Source organism: Aerolutibacter ruishenii (genome assembly GCF_007830115.1).
Lineage (GTDB): Bacteria > Pseudomonadota > Gammaproteobacteria > Xanthomonadales > Xanthomonadaceae > Aerolutibacter > Aerolutibacter ruishenii.
The window spans coordinates 107,234-129,916 of record NZ_VLKP01000008.1 but is presented as its reverse complement, the minus strand read 5'-3'; the positions used below and the strand labels follow the sequence as shown (position 1 = coordinate 129,916).

General features: G+C 69.0%; 20 protein-coding genes. 12 read left to right on the top strand and 8 right to left on the bottom strand.

From position 1 onward, the window contains the following. Positions 1-3: 3 nt before the first annotated feature. Complete coding sequence (locus tag IP93_RS10450; protein ID WP_144815400.1) at positions 4-303, bottom strand: ComEA family DNA-binding protein; 300 nt, start codon at positions 301-303, stop codon at positions 4-6. 193 nt (positions 304-496) lie between these two features. Here IP93_RS10450 and IP93_RS10445 point away from each other — a divergent pair, with 193 nt between their 5' ends. After that, positions 497-1,990: a M20 family metallopeptidase gene (locus IP93_RS10445; RefSeq protein WP_144815398.1), complete on the top strand. Its 1,494-nt coding sequence runs from the start codon at positions 497-499 to the stop codon at positions 1,988-1,990. Positions 1,991-2,123: 133 nt separating this feature from the next. On the opposite strand, the gene cysN is transcribed toward IP93_RS10445, so the two are convergent. Genes cysN through IP93_RS10430 form a run of 3 tightly spaced genes read right to left on the bottom strand, consistent with a single transcriptional unit; the run spans position 2,124 to position 5,806 of the window. After that, positions 2,124-4,028 carry a sulfate adenylyltransferase subunit CysN gene (gene cysN / locus IP93_RS10440; RefSeq protein WP_144815396.1) on the bottom strand — a complete coding sequence of 635 codons (1,905 nt, stop codon included), beginning with the start codon at positions 4,026-4,028 and terminating at the stop codon, positions 2,124-2,126. Between the two features lie 56 nt (positions 4,029-4,084). Then, positions 4,085-4,993, bottom strand: coding sequence for a sulfate adenylyltransferase subunit CysD (gene cysD, locus IP93_RS10435; protein WP_144815557.1), 909 nt, complete (start codon positions 4,991-4,993; stop codon positions 4,085-4,087). Positions 4,994-5,053: 60 nt separating this feature from the next. Continuing rightward, entirely contained in the window at positions 5,054-5,806 is a 753-nt protein-coding gene (locus IP93_RS10430; RefSeq protein ID WP_144815394.1) for a sulfite exporter TauE/SafE family protein, read from the bottom strand. A 159-nt stretch (positions 5,807-5,965) separates the two neighbouring features. Between IP93_RS10430 and IP93_RS10425 the strand changes: the two genes are divergently transcribed. From IP93_RS10425 to IP93_RS10415, 3 genes are read left to right on the top strand one after another with little or no spacing between them, the layout of a single operon-like run. Continuing rightward, positions 5,966-7,861 carry an assimilatory sulfite reductase (NADPH) flavoprotein subunit gene (locus tag IP93_RS10425; protein ID WP_144815391.1) on the top strand — a complete coding sequence of 632 codons (1,896 nt, stop codon included), beginning with the start codon at positions 5,966-5,968 and terminating at the stop codon, positions 7,859-7,861. 13 nt (positions 7,862-7,874) lie between these two features. Next, on the top strand, positions 7,875-9,626 hold the full coding sequence (gene cysI, locus IP93_RS10420) for an assimilatory sulfite reductase (NADPH) hemoprotein subunit (protein WP_144815388.1): 1,752 nt from the start codon (positions 7,875-7,877) through the stop codon (positions 9,624-9,626). Continuing rightward, complete coding sequence (locus tag IP93_RS10415; RefSeq protein WP_144815386.1) at positions 9,623-10,378, top strand: phosphoadenylyl-sulfate reductase; 756 nt, start codon at positions 9,623-9,625, stop codon at positions 10,376-10,378. The genes cysI and IP93_RS10415 overlap by 4 nt, the downstream gene beginning before the upstream one ends. A 113-nt stretch (positions 10,379-10,491) precedes the next feature. Here the strand turns inward: IP93_RS10415 and IP93_RS10410 are convergent, their stop codons facing one another. Continuing rightward, positions 10,492-11,475, bottom strand: a complete 984-nt coding sequence (locus IP93_RS10410) for a LysR family transcriptional regulator (protein WP_144815383.1) — start codon at positions 11,473-11,475, stop codon at positions 10,492-10,494. A gap of 246 nt (positions 11,476-11,721) precedes the next feature. Here IP93_RS10410 and cysG point away from each other — a divergent pair, with 246 nt between their 5' ends. The 4 genes from cysG (at position 11,722) to murU (ending at position 16,202) form a co-directional block, all read left to right on the top strand. Continuing rightward, positions 11,722-13,182: a siroheme synthase CysG gene (gene cysG, locus IP93_RS10405; RefSeq protein ID WP_144815381.1), complete on the top strand. Its 1,461-nt coding sequence runs from the start codon at positions 11,722-11,724 to the stop codon at positions 13,180-13,182. Between the two features lie 101 nt (positions 13,183-13,283). Beyond that, positions 13,284-14,267: a cysteine synthase A gene (cysK, locus tag IP93_RS10400; protein ID WP_144815379.1), complete on the top strand. Its 984-nt coding sequence runs from the start codon at positions 13,284-13,286 to the stop codon at positions 14,265-14,267. Between the two features lie 154 nt (positions 14,268-14,421). After that, positions 14,422-15,477: an aminoglycoside phosphotransferase family protein gene (locus tag IP93_RS10395; RefSeq protein WP_144815376.1), complete on the top strand. Its 1,056-nt coding sequence runs from the start codon at positions 14,422-14,424 to the stop codon at positions 15,475-15,477. Further along, positions 15,474-16,202, top strand: coding sequence for an N-acetylmuramate alpha-1-phosphate uridylyltransferase MurU (gene murU, locus IP93_RS10390; protein WP_144815374.1), 729 nt, complete (start codon positions 15,474-15,476; stop codon positions 16,200-16,202). Before IP93_RS10395 ends, murU begins: the two co-directional genes overlap by 4 nt. 45 nt (positions 16,203-16,247) lie before the next feature. On the opposite strand, the gene hda is transcribed toward murU, so the two are convergent. Genes hda through IP93_RS10375 form a run of 3 tightly spaced genes read right to left on the bottom strand, consistent with a single transcriptional unit; the run spans position 16,248 to position 19,186 of the window. Further along, on the bottom strand, positions 16,248-16,934 hold the full coding sequence (gene hda, locus IP93_RS10385; protein WP_242006839.1) for a DnaA regulatory inactivator Hda: 687 nt from the start codon (positions 16,932-16,934) through the stop codon (positions 16,248-16,250). Between the two features lie 26 nt (positions 16,935-16,960). Beyond that, complete coding sequence (locus IP93_RS10380; protein ID WP_425480044.1) at positions 16,961-18,103, bottom strand: AI-2E family transporter; 1,143 nt, start codon at positions 18,101-18,103, stop codon at positions 16,961-16,963. 12 nt (positions 18,104-18,115) lie between these two features. Next, on the bottom strand, positions 18,116-19,186 hold the full coding sequence (locus tag IP93_RS10375) for a DUF2066 domain-containing protein (RefSeq protein WP_144815367.1): 1,071 nt from the start codon (positions 19,184-19,186) through the stop codon (positions 18,116-18,118). A gap of 186 nt (positions 19,187-19,372) precedes the next feature. Here IP93_RS10375 and purM point away from each other — a divergent pair, with 186 nt between their 5' ends. The 4 genes from purM (at position 19,373) to IP93_RS10355 (ending at position 22,654) form a co-directional block, all read left to right on the top strand. Then, the gene (gene purM, locus IP93_RS10370) at positions 19,373-20,446 is read left to right on the top strand and encodes a phosphoribosylformylglycinamidine cyclo-ligase (protein ID WP_144815365.1); all 1,074 of its coding nucleotides are present in this window, start codon (positions 19,373-19,375) and stop codon (positions 20,444-20,446) included. Between the two features lie 82 nt (positions 20,447-20,528). Then, positions 20,529-21,194, top strand: a complete 666-nt coding sequence (purN, locus tag IP93_RS10365; RefSeq protein WP_144815362.1) for a phosphoribosylglycinamide formyltransferase — start codon at positions 20,529-20,531, stop codon at positions 21,192-21,194. Beyond that, positions 21,191-21,961, top strand: coding sequence for a DUF3108 domain-containing protein (locus tag IP93_RS10360; protein WP_242006838.1), 771 nt, complete (start codon positions 21,191-21,193; stop codon positions 21,959-21,961). The genes purN and IP93_RS10360 overlap by 4 nt, the downstream gene beginning before the upstream one ends. Continuing rightward, positions 21,962-22,654, top strand: coding sequence for a DUF3108 domain-containing protein (locus tag IP93_RS10355; RefSeq protein ID WP_144815360.1), 693 nt, complete (start codon positions 21,962-21,964; stop codon positions 22,652-22,654). It begins immediately after the preceding gene. Positions 22,655-22,683: the final 29 nt, after the last annotated feature.

Here is a 22,683-nt window from a genome sequence, read left to right as displayed (position 1 = left end):
GAGTCAACGGCGCCGTGGAGGGGCGACGCCGACAACGATCCGGTCGCGGTTCTTCTCGATGGTCTTCAGGCCGATGCCCTTGACCAGGGCCAGTTGTTCGACGCTGCGAAACGGGCCGTTGGCGGTGCGGTAGGCCACGATGGCTTCCGCCTTGGCCGGACCGATATTGACCAGCACCCGGTCCAGCGTGCCCACGTCCGCGGTGTTGATGTCGACCTGTTCCGTCGCAAGGGCAGGCTGGCAGGCGAGTGCCAGCAGCACCGCCAACAGCAGGCCACGCAGCCGTCCGGTGATGTTCGTCATGCCTCGTCTCCTTTGACCCGCCAGTGCCGGGCTCGAACCTGCGGCGACATGGGCACAGTCTCCGGACCGCCGCACGCGGGCGGAATCGGGGACCGGCGCGGCGCGACCCGGAATCGGGCGCACCGCGCTGTAGGAAAATTCCTACCCCGGCCTGGCGGGTTAAAATGCCCGTTCATCACGCACGAGGGCCGTCATGGACGCCAAGCAGGTAGACCGCTTCGTCTCGAAGAAGTGGGACGACGAGATCGTTCCGCAGCTGGTCGAGTACATCCGCATCCCCAACAAGTCGCCGATGTTCGACGAGCAGTGGGTGGAGCACGGCTACATGGACCAGGCCGTCACGCTGATGGCCAACTGGGCCAACGCACAGGCCATCCCGGGGATGAGGCTGGAGGTGGTGCGCCTGGAAGGCCGCACCCCGCTCATCTTCGTCGAGATCCCGGCGGCCAACGGCGGCAGCGACGAGGACTGCGTGCTGCTCTACGGCCACCTGGACAAGCAGCCCGAAATGACCGGTTGGGACGAAGACCTCGGCCCGTGGAAGCCGGTGCTCAAGGGTGACAAGCTTTACGGCCGCGGCGGTGCCGACGACGGCTACGCGATCTTCGGCTCGCTGGCCGCGATCATGGCGCTGCAGGAGCAGAAGCTGCCGCACTCGCGCTGCGTGATCCTGATCGAAGCCTGTGAAGAGTCCGGCAGCTACGACCTGCCCGCCTACGTCGACCACCTGGCCGACCGCATCGGCAAGCCGTCGCTGGTGGTGTGCCTGGACTCGGGCTGCGGCAACTATGACCAGCTGTGGTGCACCACTTCGCTGCGCGGCCTGACCGGCGGCAACCTGTCGGTGAAGGTGCTCAACGAGGGCGTGCACTCGGGTGATGCCTCCGGCGTGGTGCCGTCCAGCTTCCGCCTGCTGCGCCAGATCCTGTCGCGGATCGAGGACGAGAATACCGGCCGCATCCTGCTGGACAAGCTGCATGCCGAAGTGCCCGCCGAGCGCCTGGCGCAGGCCAGGCGCGCCGCCGAAGTGCTCGATACCGCGGTGTTCGACAAGTTCCCGCTGGTCGACGGCCTCAAGCCGATGGCCGAAGCGCTGGACGAGCTGGTGCTCAACCGTACCTGGCGCCCGGCGTTGTCGGTGACCGGCGTGGACGGGATGCCGCCGCTGGCCTCGGCCGGCAACGTGCTGCGCCCGCACACCGCGGTGAAGCTGTCGTTGCGCCTGCCGCCGACCACCGACGGCAAGACCGCCGGCGAGGTGCTGATGGCGGAGCTGCTGCGCGATCCGCCCAACGGCGCGCAGGTGACGATGGAGCTGGAGAAGGCTTCCACCGGCTGGAACGCACCGGCCATGTCACCCTGGCTGGAGACTGCCATCGACGAGGCCAGCCAGGCGTATTTCGGCAAGCCGGCGATGTACATGGGCGAAGGCGGTTCGATCCCGTTCATGGGCATGCTGGGCGAGAAGTTCCCGGGTGCGCAGTTCATGATCACCGGCGTGCTGGGTCCGCACTCCAACGCGCACGGCCCGAACGAGTTCCTGCACATCCCGATGGGCAAGCGCGTGACCGCGTGCGTGGCGCACGTGGTCGCGGCGCACCATGGCGCCAGCCAGCGCGGCGAGACCAGCGGCGCCGGCGTGGTGGCTGACAGTGGTACGCGCCACGGCGGGCACGGCTGCTGCTGATGCCGTAGTTCCCCGGCTGACCGCTCGTGCAACGCCCGGCTTTCGCCGGGCGTCGTCGATCCGGGACCAAGCGCTCCAACCGCGGCCCAAGCTGCGCCGCAACGCCGGGCGGCAGGCTTGATGAAGCGGAGTCCTAGGCCAGCAGGCGCGCCACCACCAGGTCGGCCAGCGCGTCGGCGCTGGCGGTCGTCGTATCCAGCCGCAGTTCCGGCGCCTGCGGGGCCTCGTATGGCGAGTCGATACCGGTGAAGTTGGGGATCTTGCCTGCGCGCGCCTTGGCATACAGCCCCTTGACGTCGCGCGCTTCGGCCACCGGCAACGGTGTATCCACGAACACTTCGATGAAGTCGCCTTCGGCAAACAGCTCCCGTGCCATGCGCCGCTCGGCACGGAACGGCGAGATGAAGCTGACCAGCACCAGCAAGCCGGCATCGGTCATCAGTCGCGCCACTTCGGCAACGCGGCGGATGTTCTCCACGCGGTCCTCGTCGGTGAATCCCAGGTCCTTGTTGAGGCCGTGCCGCACGTTGTCGCCATCAAGGACGTACGTGTGGCGGCCCATCGCGTGCAGCTTCTTCTCCACGAGGTTGGCGATGGTCGACTTGCCCGAACCGGACAGGCCGGTGAACCACGCGCAGCGCGGGGCCTGGCCCAGGCTGAGCGCCCGTGCGGATTGGTCGATGTCGGCGGGGTGCCAGTGGATGTTGCCGGCTCGGCGCAGGGCGAAATCCAGCGTTCCGGCCGCTACCGTGGCGTTGGTCTGGCGGTCGATCAGGATGAAGGCACCCAGCTCGCAGTTGTCGCGATAGGCCTCGAACGGAATGGGCTGGTCGAGACCGATGTTGCAGTAGGCAACCTCATTCAGCTCCAGATGCTTGGCGGCCAGTCGCGCCTGCGTGTTCACGTCGACCTTGTGCTTGATCTCGGTGACGGTGGCGGTGACGGTACGCGTACCGATCTTCAGCCAGTACGGGCGTCCAGGCAGCAGGCGCTGCTCTCCCATCCACAGCAGGTGCGCTGCGAACTGGTCGGCGACCTCGCACGGGTTCGCTGCGACGGCGATCACGTCACCGCGGCTGATATCAAGCTCGTCGGCGAGGGTCAGGGTGATGGCCTGCCCGGGACCGGCCACTGCCAGATCGCCGTCGGCGGTGACGATGCGCTCCACCACGCTGCGGCGACCGGAAGGCAGCGCGACGACAGCATCGCCGCGACGCACCTCGCCCGCGGCAACGGTGCCGCAAAAACCGCGGAAGTCCTGATTGGGACGATTGACCCATTGCACCGGCAGGCGGAAGCCCACGTCGCCGCGGTCGCGGCTGACATCCACGCCCTCCAGGAACTCGACCACGCTCGGCCCGGTGTACCAGGGCATGGTGCTGGCGTGCGACAGCAGGTTGTCGCCCTTCAGCGCCGACAGCGGCACCGCGGTGACGTGCCCGATGCCCAGCTGCGCAGCCAGTTCGCGGTAGCCCTCCACGATGCGCTCGAACACGCCTTCGTCGTAGCCGACGAGGTCCATCTTGTTCACCGCCAGCAGCACGTGGCGGATGCCCAGCAGCGAGACGATGTAGCTGTGCCGGCGGGTCTGGGTCAGCACGCCCTTGCGTGCGTCGACCAACACGACGGCGACGTCGGCCGTTGAGGCGCCGGTCGCCATGTTGCGGGTGTACTGCTCGTGGCCCGGGCAATCGGCGACGATGAACTTGCGCTTGTCGGTGGTGAAGAACCGGTACGCCACGTCGATGGTGATGCCCTGCTCGCGCTCGGCGGCCAGGCCATCGACCAGCAGCGCGAAGTCGATGTCGTCGCCCTGGGTGCCATGGCGGCGGCTGTCCGAGGCCAACGCGGACAACTGGTCGTCGAACAGGCGCCTGGTGTCGTGCAGCAGGCGGCCGATCAGGGTGCTCTTGCCATCATCCACGCTGCCGCAGGTGATGAAGCGCAGCAGGCCCTTGGTCTCGTGCTGGTGCAGATAGGCGGCGACGGCGGCCGCGGCGTCGGTGTTGGTGTTGGTGTCGTGGTCGATAAGGGGCATGGCACGTGGCATCTGCAGGATCGTCGCGGTGCCCGGAACGGGCGGTTTGCGTCGACTCAGAAGTAGCCCTCCTGTTTTTTCTTTTCCATCGAGGCCGACGGGTCGTGGTCGATGACGCGCCCCTGGCGTTCGGAGGTGGTCGCAACCAGCATCTCGGCGATGATCTTCTCCAGCGTGTCGGCCTCGGACTCGATGGCGCCGGTGAGCGGGTAGCAGCCCAAGGTGCGGAAGCGCACCATTCGCGTCTGCGGCACCTCGCCTTCGCGCAGGGGCAGGCGCTCGTCATCGACCAGGATCAGGGCGCCGTCGCGCTCCACCACGGGCCGCTCGGCGGCGAAATACAGCGAGGGCACCGGGATCCGTTCGCGGTAGATGTACAGCCAGACGTCGAGCTCGGTCCAGTTGGAAATCGGGAACACACGCACCGACTCGCCCTTGTGCACCCGGGTGTTGTACAGGTTCCACAGCTCCGGGCGCTGGTTCTTCGGGTCCCAGCGGTGCTGCGCGGTGCGGAACGAGAAGATGCGCTCCTTGGCACGCGACTTCTCCTCGTCGCGGCGTGCGCCGCCGATGGCGGCATCGAAGGCGTGGAGTTCCAGCGCCTGCTTCAGGCCCTGGGTCTTCATCACGTCGGTGTGCACGGTGGCGCCGTGGGTGATCGGGCCGATGCCCTGGGCCACGCCTTCGGGGTTGATGTGCACGCGCAGGTCGATGCCGGTCTCCGCGGCGCGGCGGTCGCGGAACGCGATCATCTCGCGGAACTTCCAGCCGGTGTCCACGTGCAACAGCGAGATCGGCGGCTTGCCGGGGGCGAACGCCTTGAGCAGCAGGTGCAGCAGCACGGAGCTGTCCTTGCCGATGGAATACAGCATCACCGGGTTGCGGAACTCGGCCGCGACTTCGCGCAGGATGTGGATGCTTTCCGCCTCGAGGCGGTCGAGGTGGCTGAGCGCAGGCGGCGACAGGGATGGCAGGGACATCGGGAGGTTCAAGGGGCAACTCGCGGGATTGGCGTCAATCGTGACTCAAAACAGGCCAAAGTGCTTGAGCAGGGTGCGGGTGCTGAGACCGATGACCAGCAGACCCACCAGCACCAGCAGCGGGCGGGGGTGCACGTGCCGGACCAGGATCGCGCCCAGCGGCGCCGCGGCGACGCCCCCGATGGCCAGGCCGAAGATGATGTCCCAGTGGCCCAGCCCGAGCGTGAGCAGGAACACCAGCGAGGCGGTGAGGGTGACGAAGAACTCCACCGCATTCACCGTGCCCACGGTCAGGCGCAGGGCGTTACCGCGCGCGAGCAGGTTGCTGGAGACGATGGGCCCCCAACCGCCGCCGCCAATGGCATCGATCAGCGCACCGAAGAAGCCCAGCGGCGCCACGTGCGAGGCCACTTCCGCGGGCGGGAAATCGCGGAAGGCCTTGTAGATGATGATTGCGCCCATCAGCACCAGATAGCCGGCAATCCAGGGGCGCAGTGCGTCACCGGGGAGGCTTGCCAGCAGGTAGGCGCCGACGCCGGCCCCCACCACACCCGGCAACAGCAGGCGCTTGAACAGCTTGCGGTCGATGTTGCCGAAGGCGTGGTGCGACGCGGCCGACGCGCCGGTGGTAAAGCACTCGGCGGCATGCACGGTGGCGCTGGATATCGCGGGCGGCACGCCGAATCCCAGCAGCAGGCTGGACGCGGTGACGCCATAGGCCATGCCCAGCGCGCCGTCCACCAACTGGGCGGCGAAACCGATCGCAATGAACAGCAGCAGGTCGGGGGGCAGTTCCATTCCTGGATGTGGGCGTCGGTTCGAGGTGTCCGGCAGTATCGAAGCACACTTCGCCGGCCGGAAATACAGCGAGGGCATAAGCGCATAACCCGTCTTCCTTTCCGCCCGGACAAGCACGTCCCTAGGCTGGCAGCGTCGAAATCCCCCCGCGGTGCCTCCATGTCCGCCTTGCCCGCTTTCTCCGCTCCGCCTTCGCTGTTGTCGCCAGCACAGTCCGATCTGGTCGAAACGCTCACCACCAGCCTCGACGGTGCTGGCCTGTGGTGGCTTTCCGGCTATGCGGCCGGACTGGCGCGCGCCCAGGCCCTGCCCACGACGCGCCCCATGGCCGTGCCCGCGGCCGACGCGCAGCCAGCGCCGACACTGACCATTGTCTACGGCAGCCAGACCGGCAACGCCAGGCGCGCGGCCGAATCGCTGGCGCAGCAGGTCGAAGCGGCTGGCCTGGGCGTGCGCGTGCTGCGCGCGGACACCTACGCCACGCGCGAGCTGAAGCAGGAACGACACCTGATCGTGGTGATCAGCACCCAGGGCGACGGCGATCCGCCGGATGACGCGCGCGGTTTCGTCGAGTTCATCACCGGCAAGCGCGCACCCAGGCTGCCCGAGCTGCAGTTCGCGGTGTTGGGCCTGGGCGATTCCAGCTACCCGCAGTTCTGCGCGGTCGGTCGCGTGCTGGACGAGCGCTTCGCCGCGCTGGGTGCCAAGCGCTGGCTGCCGCGTGGCGATGCCGATCTCGACATCGAAACCGTGGCGACACCGTGGCTGGCGAACGCGCTCACCGTCGCCAGGGAGTCACTGAAGCCCCAGGCGCCACTGGCCACGGTCACGCCCCTGCGCCCGCTCGCGGCGGCCACCAGTGCCTACACCCGCGACAACCCGTTCCACGCCGAGCTGCTGGCCAACCAGCGCATCACTGGCCGCAATCGCGACGGCGCCTGGTCCGACAAGGACATCCGCCATATCGAACTGTCGCTGGAAGGCTCCGGCCTGCATTACCAGGCCGGCGATGCACTGGGCGTGTGGCCGCATAATCCGCCGCAGCTGGTGGATGCGGTGCTCACCACCCTGGCGCTGGATGGTGAGCAGCCCGTCGCCCATGGCGGCACGGACCTCCCGCTGCGTGAATGGCTGTCCAGCCGCCGCGAGCTGACCCGGTTGTCCCGCCCGTTCGTCGTCTCCCACGCGGCACGGGCGAAGGACGCGGCGCTGGATGCGCGTCTCGTACCCGACAACGCGGCCGGCCTCGCCGACCTGCTCGCCCATCACCAGCTGATCGACCTGCTGCGCGCGCATCCAGCGCCGTGGTCGGCCGAAGCGCTGGTGGCCAGCCTGCGCCCGCTGGTGCCGCGGCTGTATTCCATCGCGTCCAGCAGCAAGGCGGTGGGCGATGAAGCCCATCTCACCGTCGCGCACATCGAGTACCGCGTGGAAACGGGTACAGATGACGATGGCACCGACGGCCTGCGCTGGGGGGCGGCGTCCAGCTTCCTCGCGCGGGCCGCGGAAGGCGAGCGCATCCGGGTATTCATCGAACCCAACGAGCGCTTCCGCCTGCCGACCGACGGCAGCCGCGACGTGATCATGATCGGTCCCGGCACCGGCGTGGCGCCGTTCCGTGGCTTCCTGCAGGAACGCGACACCACCGGCGCCACTGGCCGCAACTGGCTGTTCTTCGGCAACCCGCACGCACGCACCGACTTCCTGTACCAGTCGGAATGGCAGGACGCGCTCCGGCGCGGGCGGTTGCATCGACTGGACCTGGCGTTCTCGCGTGATGCGCTCCGCGCCATCACCGCCGACGACGCCAGCGCCGCGCCCGCCCGCAAGACCTACGTGCAGGACCGTCTGCGCGAACACGGCGCGGAGGTCTTCGCCTGGCTGGAGGGCGGCGCGCACCTGTACGTCTGCGGTGACGCCACCCGCATGGCCAAGGATGTGCATGCCGCGCTGCTTGCCCTCATTGCCGAACACGGTGGCCGCTCGGCCGAGGACGCTGCCGAGTACCTCAACGCGCTGCAGGCGCAGGGCCGCTACGCCCGGGACGTTTATTGATGAGCACGTACTGATGAGCACGCATTCGGTTGAAGACATCAAGCTCGCCAGCCGCCGGCTGCGGGGATCGCTGCTGGAATCGTTGGCCAACCCGGTCACCGGGGCGCTGGCCGACGACGACACCGCGCTGATCAAGTTCCACGGCAGCTACCAGCAGGACGACCGCGACATCCGCGAGGAGCGCCGCCTGCAGAAGCTGGAACCGGCGTACTCGTTCATGATCCGCACCCGCACGCCAGGAGGCGTGGTCACGCCGGAGCAATGGCTCCAACTTGACCGGGTCGCCACCACCTACGCCGAACGCGGGCTGCGCATCACCACCCGCCAGGCCTTCCAGTTCCATGGCGTGATCAAGTCCGAGCTGAAGCCGACCCTGCAGGCGATCAACGCGGCGATGATCAACACCATCGCCGCCTGCGGCGACATCAACCGCAACGTGGTGGCCGCGGCCAACCCGCACCTGTCGCGCGCGCATGCCGCGGTGCACGCGCAGGCCGCGGCGATTTCGACCGCGCTGCTGCCGCGCTCACGCGCCTACTACGAGATCTGGCTGGACGAGGAGAAGGTCGCCGGCAGTGGTGAAGAGGAGGAGCCGGTCTACGGGCCGACCTACCTGCCGCGCAAGTTCAAGATCGGCTTCGCCATACCGCCCTTCAACGACATCGACGTCTTCGCCCAGGACCTCGGGTTCACCGCCGTCCTCGAGCAGGGTGAGTTGCTGGGCTACAACGTCAGCGTGGGCGGCGGACTGGGCGCGACCCACGGCGATCCCGACACCTATCCGCGACTGGCCAGCGTGCTCGGCTTCGTTCCCGCCGACCGCGTCCAAGCGGTAACGGAAGCCGTGGTCACCACACAGCGCGACTGGGGCGACCGCACGCAGCGCAAGCGCGCACGACTCAAGTACACGCTGGACGAGCGCGGCGTGGATGCCTTCAAGGCCGAAGTGGAACGGCGCGCCGGACTCGCGTTCGAACCGGCACGGTTGGCCCACTTCCAGCACAACGGCGATCGCTTCGGCTGGGTCCAGTCCGAAGACGATCCCGCGCGCTGGCACCTTACCTTGCGCATCATCGCCGGCCGGATCTGGGACCGCCACGGCGCGAGCCACCTCACCGGGCTGCGCGAGATCGCCACGCTGTTGCGCGATGCCGTGGCAGGCAGCGAGGCGACGACCAGCGCATCCCTGCCGCCGCCGGAATTCCGCATGACCGCCAACCAGAACCTGGTCATCGCCAACGTGCCCGACGCATTGCGCGAGAAGCTGGCGGCACTGGTGGCGCGACATCGGCTGGACATTCATGCCACTGCATCGCCCACCCGGCTCAATGCCGTGGCGTGCGTCGCGCTGCCCACGTGCGGCTTGGCGATGGCCGAGGCCGAGCGCTACCTTCCCGATTTCATCGACCGGCTGGAAGCGCTGCTAGACCGCCATGGCCTGCGCGGGATGCCCATCAACGTGCGCATCAGCGGCTGCCCCAACGGTTGCTCCCGCCCTTACCTGGGCGAGATCGCGCTGGTGGGCAAGGCCCCGGGCCGCTACAACCTGATGCTCGGTGCCGATCACCGCGGCCAGCGCCTGAACACGCTGTACCGTGAGAACGTCGACGAGGCCACCATGCTCGCCGCGCTGGACCCGCTGCTGGGCGACTTCGCCGCGCAGCGCGCGCCGGGCGAACACTTCGGCGACTACCTGCTGCGTGCCGCCGTGGTCTCGGTGCCCGCCAGGGACATCCGCACCATCGACGTCGCGGTGGTCGCATGAGCCCGCCAGATCCGATCACCGCCGCCGAGTCCCCGCGCGCGCTGGACGAACTCAACCGCTGGCTGGGCACGCAGAGTGCGCAGGCGCGCGTGGCGTGGGCGCTGGACGCGCAGGCTGGCGAGCATGCGCTGTCATCGAGCTTTGGAGCGCAGGCGGCCGTTTCGCTGCATCTGGTGACGCGGCAGAAGCCTGGCATCCCGGTGATCCTGGTGGATACCGGCTACCTGTTCCCGGAGACCCACGCCTTCGCCGATGAACTGACGCAGCGGTTGGACCTCAACCTCAAGGTCTATCGCCCGCGGCCGGACGCCGCGTGGGATCACGCGCGGGTGACCCGCCTGGCGGAGTTGGGCGTGGATGGCATCAGCCGTTACAACCAGGCGCACAAAGTGGAACCAATGCAGCGCGCGTTGCGTGAGTTGGGCGTGCGCACCTGGATCGCCGGGTTGCGCCGGCAACAATCGGCCAGCCGCGGGCGCATCGACTTCCTCGAACTGCGCGATGGGCGCTGGAAGCTGCACCCGTTGGCCGACTGGACCGACCGCGACGTGTGGCAGTACCTGCAACGCCACGACCTGCCCTACCACCCACTGTGGCACGACGGCTATGTCTCCATCGGCGACACGCACTCCACGCGCCGCTTGGAGGCCGGCATGAGCGAGGAGGACACGCGCTTCTTCGGACTCAAGCGCGAATGCGGGCTGCATGAAAGCTGGGACACGGACCAGGCGCTCACCAGCCAGGCGGCATGAGGGCTGCGTGTGGCTGGCAACACAGCCACGCGCAATGTATCCGTACGTTGGCTCCAGCAAGTCCCGGCGGCGGGCAGCCCCGCTTGGCTGCACCGGGTACGGCATGGCCGGCGTCACACCGTGATCGGCTGGCTCAGCTCGGTCCAGGTGGGCGGCGTCGGCCAGTGCGCTTCCTGGTTGCCAGCGAGCACTCGACGCAAGTCATGGCGATCCAGCTGCGGCGCCAGCGCATGCAGCAGTTCCAGCGTGTAGTCGCGCAACACGCGTTCGCGCGGCAGCACCGCCCATGCGACGCACTCGGGTATGGCCGCTGGTGCGGTCAACGCGCGCAGGTCGGCATCGTCCTGCGCGCTGACGGCCATCTCCGCCAGCAGGCCCACGCCGAGGCCAGCCCTGACGTAGGTCTTGATCAGGTCCGCATCGCGCGCGGTCATCGCCAGTTGCAGCTCCAGTCCGGCTGCGACGAACGCGCGGCGCAGCGACGACTCGGGGCGGATCGAGGATTCATAGCTCACGAGCGGATAGGCCGCCAGCTGCGCCAGCCCTGGCGCGGACTGTTCGGCCAACGGGTGGTCCTTGGGCACCAGCACCTGGCGGTGCCAGCGGAACAGCGGCACCGCGATGCCGCCTTCGGGCACGTCGCCGGCGGTGCTGATCAGCGCCAGGTCGGCCTCGCCGCTGGCCAGCAGCGCAAGCACTTCGCCGTCGGCGGTGGGCTGCAGGTGCACACTGACCTGCGGATAGGCCTGCTTCACCTGCGCGATGGCCGGTGGCAGCACGAAGCGCGCCTGGGTGTGGGTGGTGGCCAGCACCAGCCGGCCCTGGCCGTCGCGACGCTGGTTGGCCGCGTACGAGCGGATGTTGTTGGCCTCGGCCAGCAGCCGGCGCGCGTGCTTGATCACCTGCTCGCCACCGGGCGTTACCGCGTCCAGGCTGCGCCCCTTGCGCGCGAACAGCAGGAAACCGAGTTCGTCCTCGAGCTGCTTGAGCTGCTTCGACAGCCCCGGCTGGGTGGCATGCACGCGTTCGGCCGCGAGGGTGATGTTGAGCCCCGAGTCGGCGATGGCGACCAGGTAGCGGAGCTGGGTGAGGGTCATGAGAGCGGTGTCCTGGCAGATCGTGGATCGGAACGGGGAGCAGACGACGGCCACGGGCGACACGGCAGGAGGGCTGGGCGGTTCATAATTCATCTCTTCATTTTGATGAAACGATTCTAACCCTACGCCGCCAACGCCATCCGGTCCAATGCTTATGCATTTGAGGAATAAGGCAAGACTCGGATGTCATTTCCCCCCACGGACGCGGGTGCTTAGCGTCGAAGACCCCGCTTCCACCCTGTTGCCATGGCCACCCCGCTGTTTCCGCTGTTCATCGATTTGTCCGGACGCACCGCCGTGGTGGTCGGCGGCGGCAGCGTGGCGCGGCGCAAGGTGGGTGCCCTGTTGGAGGCCGGCGCCAAGGTCGTCGTGGGCGCCCCCGTGCTCGAGCCGGGCCTGGCCGAACTGGCCCGGCAGGGAACCATCCGTCACCTCGCCGGCACGTTCGACCCCAACTGGCTCGACGGTGCCTGGCTGGCCTTCGCGGCCACCGACCTGCCGGCAGTGAACCGTGCGGTGGCCGTGGCCGGCGAAGCACGCCGCATCTGGGTCAACGTGGTCGACGACGCGGCGCTGTCCAGCGTGCAGGTACCGTCGCGGGTGGAGCGAGGCCCGCTGCAGATCGCAATTTCCAGCGGTGGCGGCGCGCCCATGCTGGCCCGCCACGTACGCGAGCAGCTGGAGACGCAGTTCGACGAGTCGCTCGGTGCATTGGCCCATCTGCTTACCCGCCTACGCAGCACCATCCGCGAACGGTTGACCGACCTCGGCACGCGCCGCCGCTTCTTCGAGCGCCTGTTGAAGGGCGATGTACCCACCCTGCTGCGTCGTGGCGACACCGTGGCCGCCGAACGCAGCCTGCTAGCACAGCTGACCGAAAGCGCTCGCCAGGCCGAAGGCGTTCCCCCGGCGGGCCGCGTCGCCCTGGTTGGGGCCGGCCCCGGCGACGCCGGTTTGTTGACCTTGCGCGGCCTGCGCCTGCTCAACGAGGCCGATGTGATCCTGCACGACCGGCTGGTCAGCCACGACGTGCTCGCACTCGCCCGCCGCGACGCCGAGCGCATCGAAGTGGGCAAGCAGGCCGGCCACCACCATGTCACCCAGGATGGCATTCACGCGCTGATGCTGGAACATGCGCGCGCCGGCAAGCGCGTGGTGCGACTCAAGGGCGGCGATGGCTTCGTGTTCGGCCGCGGCGGTGAAGAGTTGGAGTTCCTGCATTCGCACGGCATCGCCTTCGAAGTGGTGCCGGGCATCACCGCGGCATTGGCCTGCGGTGCCTACGCCGGCATCCCGCTGACGCACCGCGACCACGCGCAATCGGTGCGTTTCGTCACCGCACATGCCAAGGACTCCGCCGACGCCATCGACTGGGCGTCGCTGGCCGCCGAGCGGCAGACGCTGGCGGTCTACATGGGCGTCGCTGGCCTGCCGCAACTTCGCGAGCGATTGCTGACCCACGGGCGCGATGCCGCCACGCCCTTCGCGCTAATCGAAAACGGCTCGCGCCCTGAACAGCGCGTCATCGTTGGCACACTCGAACGCCTGCCGCACCTGGCCGAAGAACATGCCGTGCAATCGCCCGCGTTACTGGTGCTGGGCGAAGTAGCCGCACTGGCAATCCGTCTGCACTGGTTCGGTGCCGCGCCGGTGGGCGATCAGCTGGGTGCCGGCCATCTCGACGAACAGCTGGAGCGGGCCGCGTGAATCCCCAGCCTCCCCGCCTCCGATGTTGAGCGCGAACCGTATTTCGCCGCCGCATACGCCAGTACGCCGCTGACCCCACAGCCTCTTTCGAAGGACACCCCATGGCCCTCTACGACAGCATCCTCGACACCGTCGGCAACACGCCGATCGTCCGCCTCAACCGCATCGCGCCCAAGCACGCCGCCCTCTATGCCAAGGTCGAAGCGTTCAATCCGGCCGGCTCGGTCAAGGACCGCCTGGCACTTGCGGTCGTACTCGACGCCGAGCGCCGCGGCGTGCTCAAGCCCGGCCAGACCATCGTCGAAGCCACCTCCGGCAACACCGGCATCGCCCTGGCCATGGTCGCCGCCGCGCGCGGTTACCCGTTCGTCGCGGTGATGACCGAGACGTTCTCGATCGAACGGCGCAAGCTGATGCGCGCCTACGGCGCCAGGGTCATTCTCACCCCCGCTGCCGAGCGCGGCACCGGCATGGTGCGCAAGGCCGCCGAACTGGCCGAGAAGCACGGCTGGTTCCTCGCCAACCAGTTCGAGAACCCGGCCAACCCCGCCTACCACCGCAGCACCACCGGCCCGGAAATCCTGCGCGACTTCGCCGGCAAGCGTCTGGATTATTTCGTCAGCGGCTGGGGCACCGGCGGCACCATCACCGGCGCCGGCGAAGTGCTCAAGCTGGCCCGCCCGGAGCTGAAGATCATCGCCACCGAGCCAGCCGGCGCGGCACTGCTCTCCGGCAAGGAATGGCAGCCACACAAGATCCAGGGCTGGACCCCGGACTTCATCCCCGGCGTGCTCAACCGCGGCATCGCCGACGAGATCCTGCCGGTGGACGACACCCTGGCGCGCGACACCGCCCGCCGCCTCGCCGCGGAAGAAGGCCTGTTCGTCGGCATCTCCGCCGGAGCCACCGTGGCCGCCGCGCTGCGCGTGGCCGAGTCCGCGCCGGAAGGCTCGGTGCTGTTGGCGATGCTGCCCGACACCGGCGAGCGCTACCTGTCCACGGTGTTGTTCGAAGGCGTCAACGAAGGCTCGGACGACGAGTGGCTGGCGTCGCTGGAATCGACCGCTCCCGCGAAGGCTGCCTGATTGCGCCAAACCCGCCTGAATCCGCCCCGGCCCGCCCGGGGCGATTGCATCTGGCTCCCTGACGCCGCTCCCGCGTGAAGGCCGACAGCCCGCATCCCGCGCCGGCTGCGCTACGCTTTGCAGTTGTGCAGCCCCCGCTGCCGCCGGAGCCTTCATGAGCCATACCGACAGCGCGCCCATCGCGCGCGACACCGCCCGCCTCGACTGGGCCTGCACCGTCACCGGCGACGCCAACTTCGACCTGCACCGCGCCTCCATGGACGCCGGCTTCCGCAGCTACTGGCGCGGCGCCGTCGCGCCCGGCAGCATGCCCGGCACCAATGCCGCCAGCGTCATCGTCATGGACTCGCCGCCGGACAAGGAAGACGTGCGCCCCTGGCTGCGCGTCCGCGACCTGCTGCAATCAGGCGGCGTGCGCGTGCCCAACGTGCTGGCGCGCGACGAGGACGCCGGTTTCCTGCTGCTGGAAGACCTCGGCGCCGACACCTACCTGCATGTGATCGGCCTGCACAACGCCGACGCGCTGTTCGACGATGCCATCACCCAGTTGCTCAAGCTGCAAGCCATTCCCTGCCCGCCCGGACTGCCCGTCTACGACGAGGCCCTGCTCGCGCGCGAGCTGCGGCTGTTCGACGGGTGGTACCTCGGCCACCACCTCGGCCTGTCGCTGGACTGCGGCGACATGGACCGGCTCGACCTGGTCTACCGCCGCCTGATCGACGTCGCCCTGGCGCAGCCGCAGGTACTGGTGCACCGCGACTTCATGCCGCGCAACCTGATGCCCGTCGCCAACGGTCCCGCCGTGCTCGACTTCCAGGACGCGGTGCGCGGCCCGATTGCCTACGACGCGCTCAGCCTGTTCAAGGACGCCTTCCTCAGCTGGCCCGAGGCCAAGGTCGATGGCTGGCTGGACCACTACCACGCCCGCGCCACCGCCGCCGGCCTGCCGGTTCCAGACCGCGCCCGCTTCCGTCGCGACGCCGACTGGATCGGCGTGCAGCGCCACCTCAAGGTCATCGGCATCTTCGCCCGCCTCTGGCACCGCGACGGCAAACCCAAGTACCTCGCCGACGTGCCGCGTTTCTTCACCTACCTCGACGCCGTGCTGCCGCGCTATCCGGAACTGGCGCCGCTGGCCGAAGTCATCGAACAACGCGTCAAGCCGGCCCTGGTCGAACTGGCGCGCGGCCAGGAAGGCATGGGCGGATGAAGGCGCTGATCCTCGCCGCCGGACTGGGCGAGCGGATGCGCCCGCTGACCAACACCACGCCCAAGCCGCTGCTGCTGGCCGGCGGCAAACCACTGATCGCCTGGCATATCGAGAAGCTCGCGGCGATGGGCGTGCGCGACATCGTGGTCAACACCAGCTGGCTGGCCGAACGGTTCCCGGAAACGCTGGGCGACGGCGCGCACTGGGGCGTGCGCCTGCATTACTCCTACGAAGGCCCGACGCCGCTCGAAACCGGCGGCGGCATGTGGCACGCGCGTACGCTGCTGGGCGATGCCCCGTTCCTTGCTGTCAACGGCGACATCTGGACCGATATCGACTTCGCCGCCCTGCCGCGCGAACCGGCCGGCGATGCGCACCTGGTGCTGGTCGACAACCCTACGCACCACCCAAACGGAGATTTCATCCTGCGCGACGATGGCCATGTGCACGACCACGTCGAAGGCAGCTCCTCCCTGGCTGCACGCCTTACGTTTGCGGGGATTGGCGTCTACCGCGCCTCTCTCTTCGACGACTGGCGCACCACCATCGGCGATGAGCCTGGTGCGGACGAAACGCCGCCGCGCTTCAAGCTCGCACCGCTGCTTCGAAATGCCATGCAGGCCGGCCGTGTCAGCGGCTGCCACCACCGCGGCCCGTGGACCGACGTCGGCACGCCGGAGCGGTTGGCGCAGCTCGATGCGGCGTTGCGGGCAACCGCCACCTGAGCACGTTCTGGCGCGGCCCCGCTCCGTGCAGCGCCGTCGCCGTGCTCAGTCCGCGCCCAGCACCTGCCGCAGGAACGGCACCGTCAAACGCCGCTGGGCCGCCAGCGATGCGCGGTCCAGGCGGTCCAACACACCGGTCAGCCCCACCAGGTCGCGGTCCACGCGCTTGAGCAGCCAGTCCAGCGCCGCCTCCTCCAGCACCAGTCCCCGGCGCTGCGCGCGCTGGCGCAGCACCTCGCGACGGCCGGTGTCGTCCAGCGGTGCCAGCACGAGGCGCGTGCACTGCTGCAGGCGTGACCGCAAGTCAGGCAACGCCAGCCCCAGCGCATCGGGATGGCCCTGCGCCGCGTACAGCACCGTGGTGCCCGCAGCCCGCGCGCGGTTGTGGGCATCGAACAGCGCCACCTCGTCGTCGCGATTGCCGGCAATGCGCTCCAGCCCGTCCAGCGCCAGCAGATCGTTGCCTTCCAGCGCCTGCAACGCCTCGCGCAGGCGCCCGGCCGCCGCCCCCAGCGGCAGGTAGGCCGCTCGGCGCCCGACACCTTCGGCCGCGGCACAGGCCGCCAGCAGCAAATGGGTCTTGCCCACGCCCGGCGGCCCCGACAGGTACAGCCAGTCACCGCCCTCGGTCGCTGCAGCCTGCACCAGCGCGGTCACGCCCGGCTCGGCCGTCACGTAGGTGTCCAACCGCTGGTCCGGCGGGTAGCGCAGGGCCAATGGCAATTGCGGCACGGCGGGCCCACTTCCTCCGGACACGCTCACCCCTGGCCGTGCTCCGGCGGATGCGTGTGGTGCGCCGTCGCCTCCAGCACGATGGCCGACTGCGTGCCGGCATACAGCCGGCTGGCCACGTAACGCTCATGCGCGAAGCGCAGCAGCACGTTGATCACCGCCGCCAACGGCAGCGCCAGCAGCATGCCCAGGAAGCCGAACAACTGGCCACCGGCCATCACCGCGAAGATCACCGCCACCGGATGCAGCCCTATGCGGTCGCCCACCAGCTTGGGCGTCAGCCCGTAGGTCTCGATCACCTGGCCGATGCCGAACACCGCCAGCACCCCGGCGACATGCTGCCAGTCGCCGTATTGCACCAGCGCCGCGATGCTGCCAAGGATGATGCCGCTGGTCGGCCCCAGGTAGGGAATGAAGGTGAACAGGCCCGCGACGATACCGATCAGGATGCCCAGGTCCAGCCCGACCGCCCACAGCCCCAGGCCATACATCACGCCCAGGATCAGCATCACCAGGAACTGACCGCGCAGGAACGCGCCGAGGACGTCGCTGGTGTCGCGCGCAAGGCGCGAGGCCGTGCCCAGGTGGTCACGCGGAATCAGCGCCGCGATGCGTTCCACCAGCACGTCCCAGTCGCGCAGGAAGAAGAAGGTCAGCACCGGCAGCAGTGCCGCATTGGCCACCATCGTCAGCAGCGCGAAGCCCGATCGCGACATGTAGCCCAGCAGCGTGGTCGCCACGCCGCCCGCGCGCTCCCAGTTGCCGCGGATCAGCTCGAACAGGTGGCTCAGGTCCAGCCACTGGGTGATTTCCAGCCCGGTACGCGCCTCCACCCACGGCAACGCGGTCAGCATCAGCCAGTCGCGATAGGTTGGAAGCGACTCCCACAGCGTCAGCACCTGGCGCTCGATGGTGGGCACCAGCAGCACCAGCGCCACCAGCAGCAGCACGATCATGCCAGTGAACACCAGCCCGACCGCGAAGTTGCGCGAACGGCCGCGCGCCTGCAGCTTGTCCACCAGCGGATCGCCCAGCCAGCCCAGCAACGCGGCCAGCACGAACGGAGTCAGTACCGGCGCCAGCAGCCACAGCAGCCAGCACACGACCGCGGCCATCGCCGTCCACTTCAGGCGACGGAAGAACTGCGCGATTTCCTGGATCGGATCCATGTCAGTCATCGGTCAGCGCACCCGGTACGCGGCTTCATCGCCTTCCTCGGCGAGCAGCACGTCGTCGCGGGCCACCGCGCGGCGGAGCCCCGGCAGGCCGGTCGACAGCTCGAGGTCGAAGGCCACGCTGCCCGGCACGGCGCGCACGGGCGTGATCCGCCCCACCACCGTCAGCTTCTCCAGGTAGCCCACCAGACGGATGTAGGCATCGGCACTGCCAATTCCATTGAAGGTCACCTGATAGGTGCCCGCCGGCCCCATGCCCTTGCCGGTGCCTCGTTTGGCGTAGCGCCGCACCAGCGCGTTGGCCGCACCGTCGGCACCCGCGGCCATTACCCGGCGTGCGTCGGCATGCTTCTCGGTCCAGCGCGACAGGACCTTGCCGCCGTCGACGAAGATCCAGTCGGCCTGCCAGCCTTCCTTCACCCGGTACAGCTTGCCCACCAGTTGCATCGGCGGGCTGTAGCGCGCCGACGCACGGGCCACCGCAGCGGTGTCGCCACGCCAGATCGCGCCCACCACGGCCTGTTCGGCGGCGGTGGCGGCCGGCAGGCCCAGCGCGAAGCCACGATCCTTGGCGCGATCCAGCGCCGGACGCGTCGCGTTGGCCTGCGGCAGGCCGGCCAATCGCGGCCCCGACCCGTCGTCGATCGCCAGCCACAGCACCGGCTTGGGCCGCGGCATCGGCCAGATCGGCAGGCCAACGATGGCCGCCAGTTCATCCACTGCTTCCGGGTCGAAGCGCACCACCAGCACCGTGCCGAAGGTGGGCGCGCCACGCGCGGATACCCCTTCGTCCTGTCGGTAGTCGTAGCTCTCCACCAGGTCCCTGGCCGAGGCCAGCTCCTGGCGCATGCCCGGGCGCGAGGCCACCGCGTTGTCGCCCGACAGCCGCGCCAGCACCTGCACCAGCGCGCGCACGAAGGCGTTGTTGCGCTCGGGCTCACCCTGGCCATTGACCCTGACCTCGGCGGCATACGGTCCTTCGGCCCGCGCACGGTCGCCTTCCACGCGCTGCGCGGCGGCACCGAACGCCATCGCCAGCAACGCGATGGCCCAAAACAGTCGGATTGCGCGGAGCATCGCCTTCCCTAGGTGGCTGGAATCGTCGGGAAATGGTGCCCCACGCCGGGTGATCCGTCCATTGACGGCAGTCGAGGGCCCAGGGGAGCCGCCAACCGGGTACTCCCGCACTGGCTACGCTCCACCAACCCGGCGCCGCACCCGAGTGACGCTTATCCGCCAATCCCGGCCCAGCCGGCTGCTAAAATGCCCGACTTCCCCACCGCCACCGCCGAGCCCGCCGTGACGAGCCCCACCCCGCTTACCTACCGTGACGCCGGCGTCGACATCGACGCGGGCAACGAAGTCGTCGAACGCATCAAACCAGCCATCAAGCGCACCCTGCGCCCTGAAGTGCTGGGCGGCGGCATCGGTGGCTTCGGCGGCCTGTTCGACCTGTCGGGCAAGTACAAGGAGCCGGTCATGGTTTCCGGCACGGACGGCGTGGGCACCAAGCTGATCCTGGCCAAGCAGTTGGGCCGCCACGACACCATCGGGCAGGACCTGGTCGCCATGTGCGTCAACGACGTGCTGGTGCAGGGCGCCGAGCCGCTGTTTTTCCTCGACTACTTCGCCACCGGCAAGCTCGACGTGGCCACCACGGTGGACGTGGTCGGCGGCATCGCCAAGGGCTGCGAGATCGCCGGTTGCGCGCTGATCGGCGGCGAGACCGCCGAAATGCCCGACATGTACCCGCCGGGCGAGTACGACCTGGCCGGCTTCACCGTCGGCGCGGTGGAGAAGTCCCGCCTCATCGACGGCAGCAAGGTGCGAGAGGGCGACGTGCTGGTCGGCATCGCCTCCAGCGGCCCGCACTCCAACGGCTACTCGCTGGTCCGCAAGATCCTCGCCCGCGCCGGCAACCCGTTCGACCTCGACGTCGGCGGCGTGAAGCTGGCCGACGCGCTGATGGAACCCACCCGCATCTACGTCAAGCCGGTGCTGGAACTGCTCGCCCGGCACGACATCCACGCCATGGCCCACGTCACCGGCGGTGCCCTGGTCGAAAAGATCATCCGCGTGGTGCCGCAGCCGCTGGGCCTGGCGATCGACACGTCGGCCTGGCCGCTGCCGCCGGTGTTCGACTGGCTGCAGCGCGAAGGCAACGTGCCGCGCGAGGAGATGTGGCGCACCTTCAACTGCGGCATCGGCTTCGTGCTGATGGTCGCGCCCGGTGACGTCGCGGCGATCGGTGCCGACCTCGACCGCCTCGGCCTGGCGCATTGGCAGATCGGCCAGGTCACCGCAGCGGGTACCGGCGAGCGCCTGCGCATCCGCTGATGCCTGGGCCCAGGACCTGCTGCCGGGCCGCGGACGGTCGCCCCGCACGCGCGCCCATCACCGCTTCCAGGGAGGCGGGTTGATGTCCGCTTTGCGACTGGCCGTGCTGGCCTCCGGCCGCGGCAGCAACCTGCGCGCCATCCTTGAGGCGATCGCGCGCGGCGAGCTCGATGCCCACGTGGCCGGCGTGTTTTCCGACCGGGCCAAAGCCACCGCGCTGGAACACGCGCGCGCCACCTGCGTGCCCGCCACCGCAATCAGCGCCAAGGACTACCCCACCCGCGAGGCGTTCGATGAAGCGATGTTCAGCCTCGTCGACGCCGTTCATCCCGACCTCATCGTCTGTGCGGGATACATGCGGCTCATGAGCGCCGACGCCGTCACCCCCCGTGCAGGGCGGATCATCAACATCCACCCCTCCCTGCTGCCCGCCTTCAAGGGCCTGCACACGCACCAGCAGGCGCTGGACGCGGGCGTGGCCGAACATGGTGCCAGCGTGCATTTCGTCACCGCCGAACTGGATGGCGGTCCGGTGATCGCCCAGGCCCGCGTGCCGGTGGTGCCCGGCGACGATGCCGAACGCCTTGCCGCGCGCGTGCTGGAACGCGAGCACCCGCTGCTGCTGGCCACGCTGCGCGAACTGGCCGCCGGCAGGATCGGACTCGGCCCCGACGGCGTGCAACATGACGGTGCGATCCTGGCATCCCCCCTGCAACTGACCGCCGACGGCCACCTCGCCCCGCCATGACCCGGATCCGACCGATCACCGTCTTCGCGGCCCTGATCGTCCCGCTGTCCAGCGCCATCGCGCAGCCCGCCACACCTGCCGCCGCTCCTGCCGCCAGCGAAGCCCAGGCCCCACTGGAACCCTTCGTCGCCCAGTACAAGGTCTACAAGGGCACCCGCGAACTCGGCGACGCCACCCTGCAACTGGTGCGCCAACCCGGTGACCGCTGGCGCGTGGACCTGTTGATGCGCGGTGCCGGCGTGTTCAGGATCGCCGGCGTCCATGCCGACCAGAGCACCGTTTTCGACGTGTCTGCCACGGGCAAGACTTACCGCCCGCTGACCCAGGCCACGGTGCGCCGGCTTGCGTTCACGCGCCGGCAAACCATCGGACTCTACGATTGGAATTCACGCAGCGCCCATTGGACGGGCGACGTGAAAGCGTCCCGCTCACGTCCCGTGGCCTTGCAGCCCGGTGACATGAGCGGCCTGTTGATCAACCTCGCGGTGATCCGCGACGCAGCCCCCGGCAAGGCCCTGCACTACCGCTTTGTCGACGATGGCCGCGTGCGCGACCACCAGTACCAGGTCGCCGGCGACGTGGAGAGCATGGGCGCGGGCGACATGCGGTTCGACACGCTGCGGGTGGGCCGCACCGGCCACGCCCACGGCGATGAAACGTTGCTATGGGTGGCCGACGGGGTTCCAACGCCGGTCCGCATCCTGCAACGCGAGAACGGCCAGGACACCTACGACCTGCGCCTGGTGGAGTACAAGGGAATCCAATAGATGACCAAGACGTTTGCCAAGTCGAAGCTGTACCGGATCACGCTGGCGGTGGCCGCCCTGCTCGCCAGCGCGTCCGCATGGGCGCTCGAGCCGTTCACCGCCGAGTACGAGGCCAGCTACATGGGCATGCAGGCCAACGGCCGCATGACCCTCACCCAGGCCGGCGAAGGCAAGTGGCGCTACAACCTCAGCATCCAGAACCCGCTGGCCAACCTCAGCCAGACCACGGTGTTCCAGGACGTGGGCGGGCAGTGGCGCCCGCTGTCGGGCACCGACAGCAGCAAGGTGCTGGTCAAGAGCTCGGTCAAGAACGCCGCCTATGACTGGTCGCGCGGCGTGGCCACCTGGTCGGGCGACGTCAAGCCCGAGCGCGCCGGCCCGGTGAAACTGCAGGCCGGCGACATGGACGCGCTGCTGGTCAACCTGGCGCTGGTGCGCGACGTGCTGGCCGGCAAGCCGCTGGTCTACCGGCTGGTGGAGAACGGCAAGGCCAAGGTCATGAAGTACACCGTGGCCGGCAAGGAGCAGATCACCGTGGGCGGCAAGCCGCAGCAGGCCACCAAGGTGGTCAACACCAGCGGCGAGCGCCAGACGATCGCCTGGGTGGTGGATGGCATGCCGGTGCCGGCGCGCATCCTGCAGCGCGAGAAGGGCTCGGATGCGATGGACCTGCGGGTGAGTGCGGTGCGGTAAGTCGGGTCTGGGGCGGAGCGGGGCTGCGC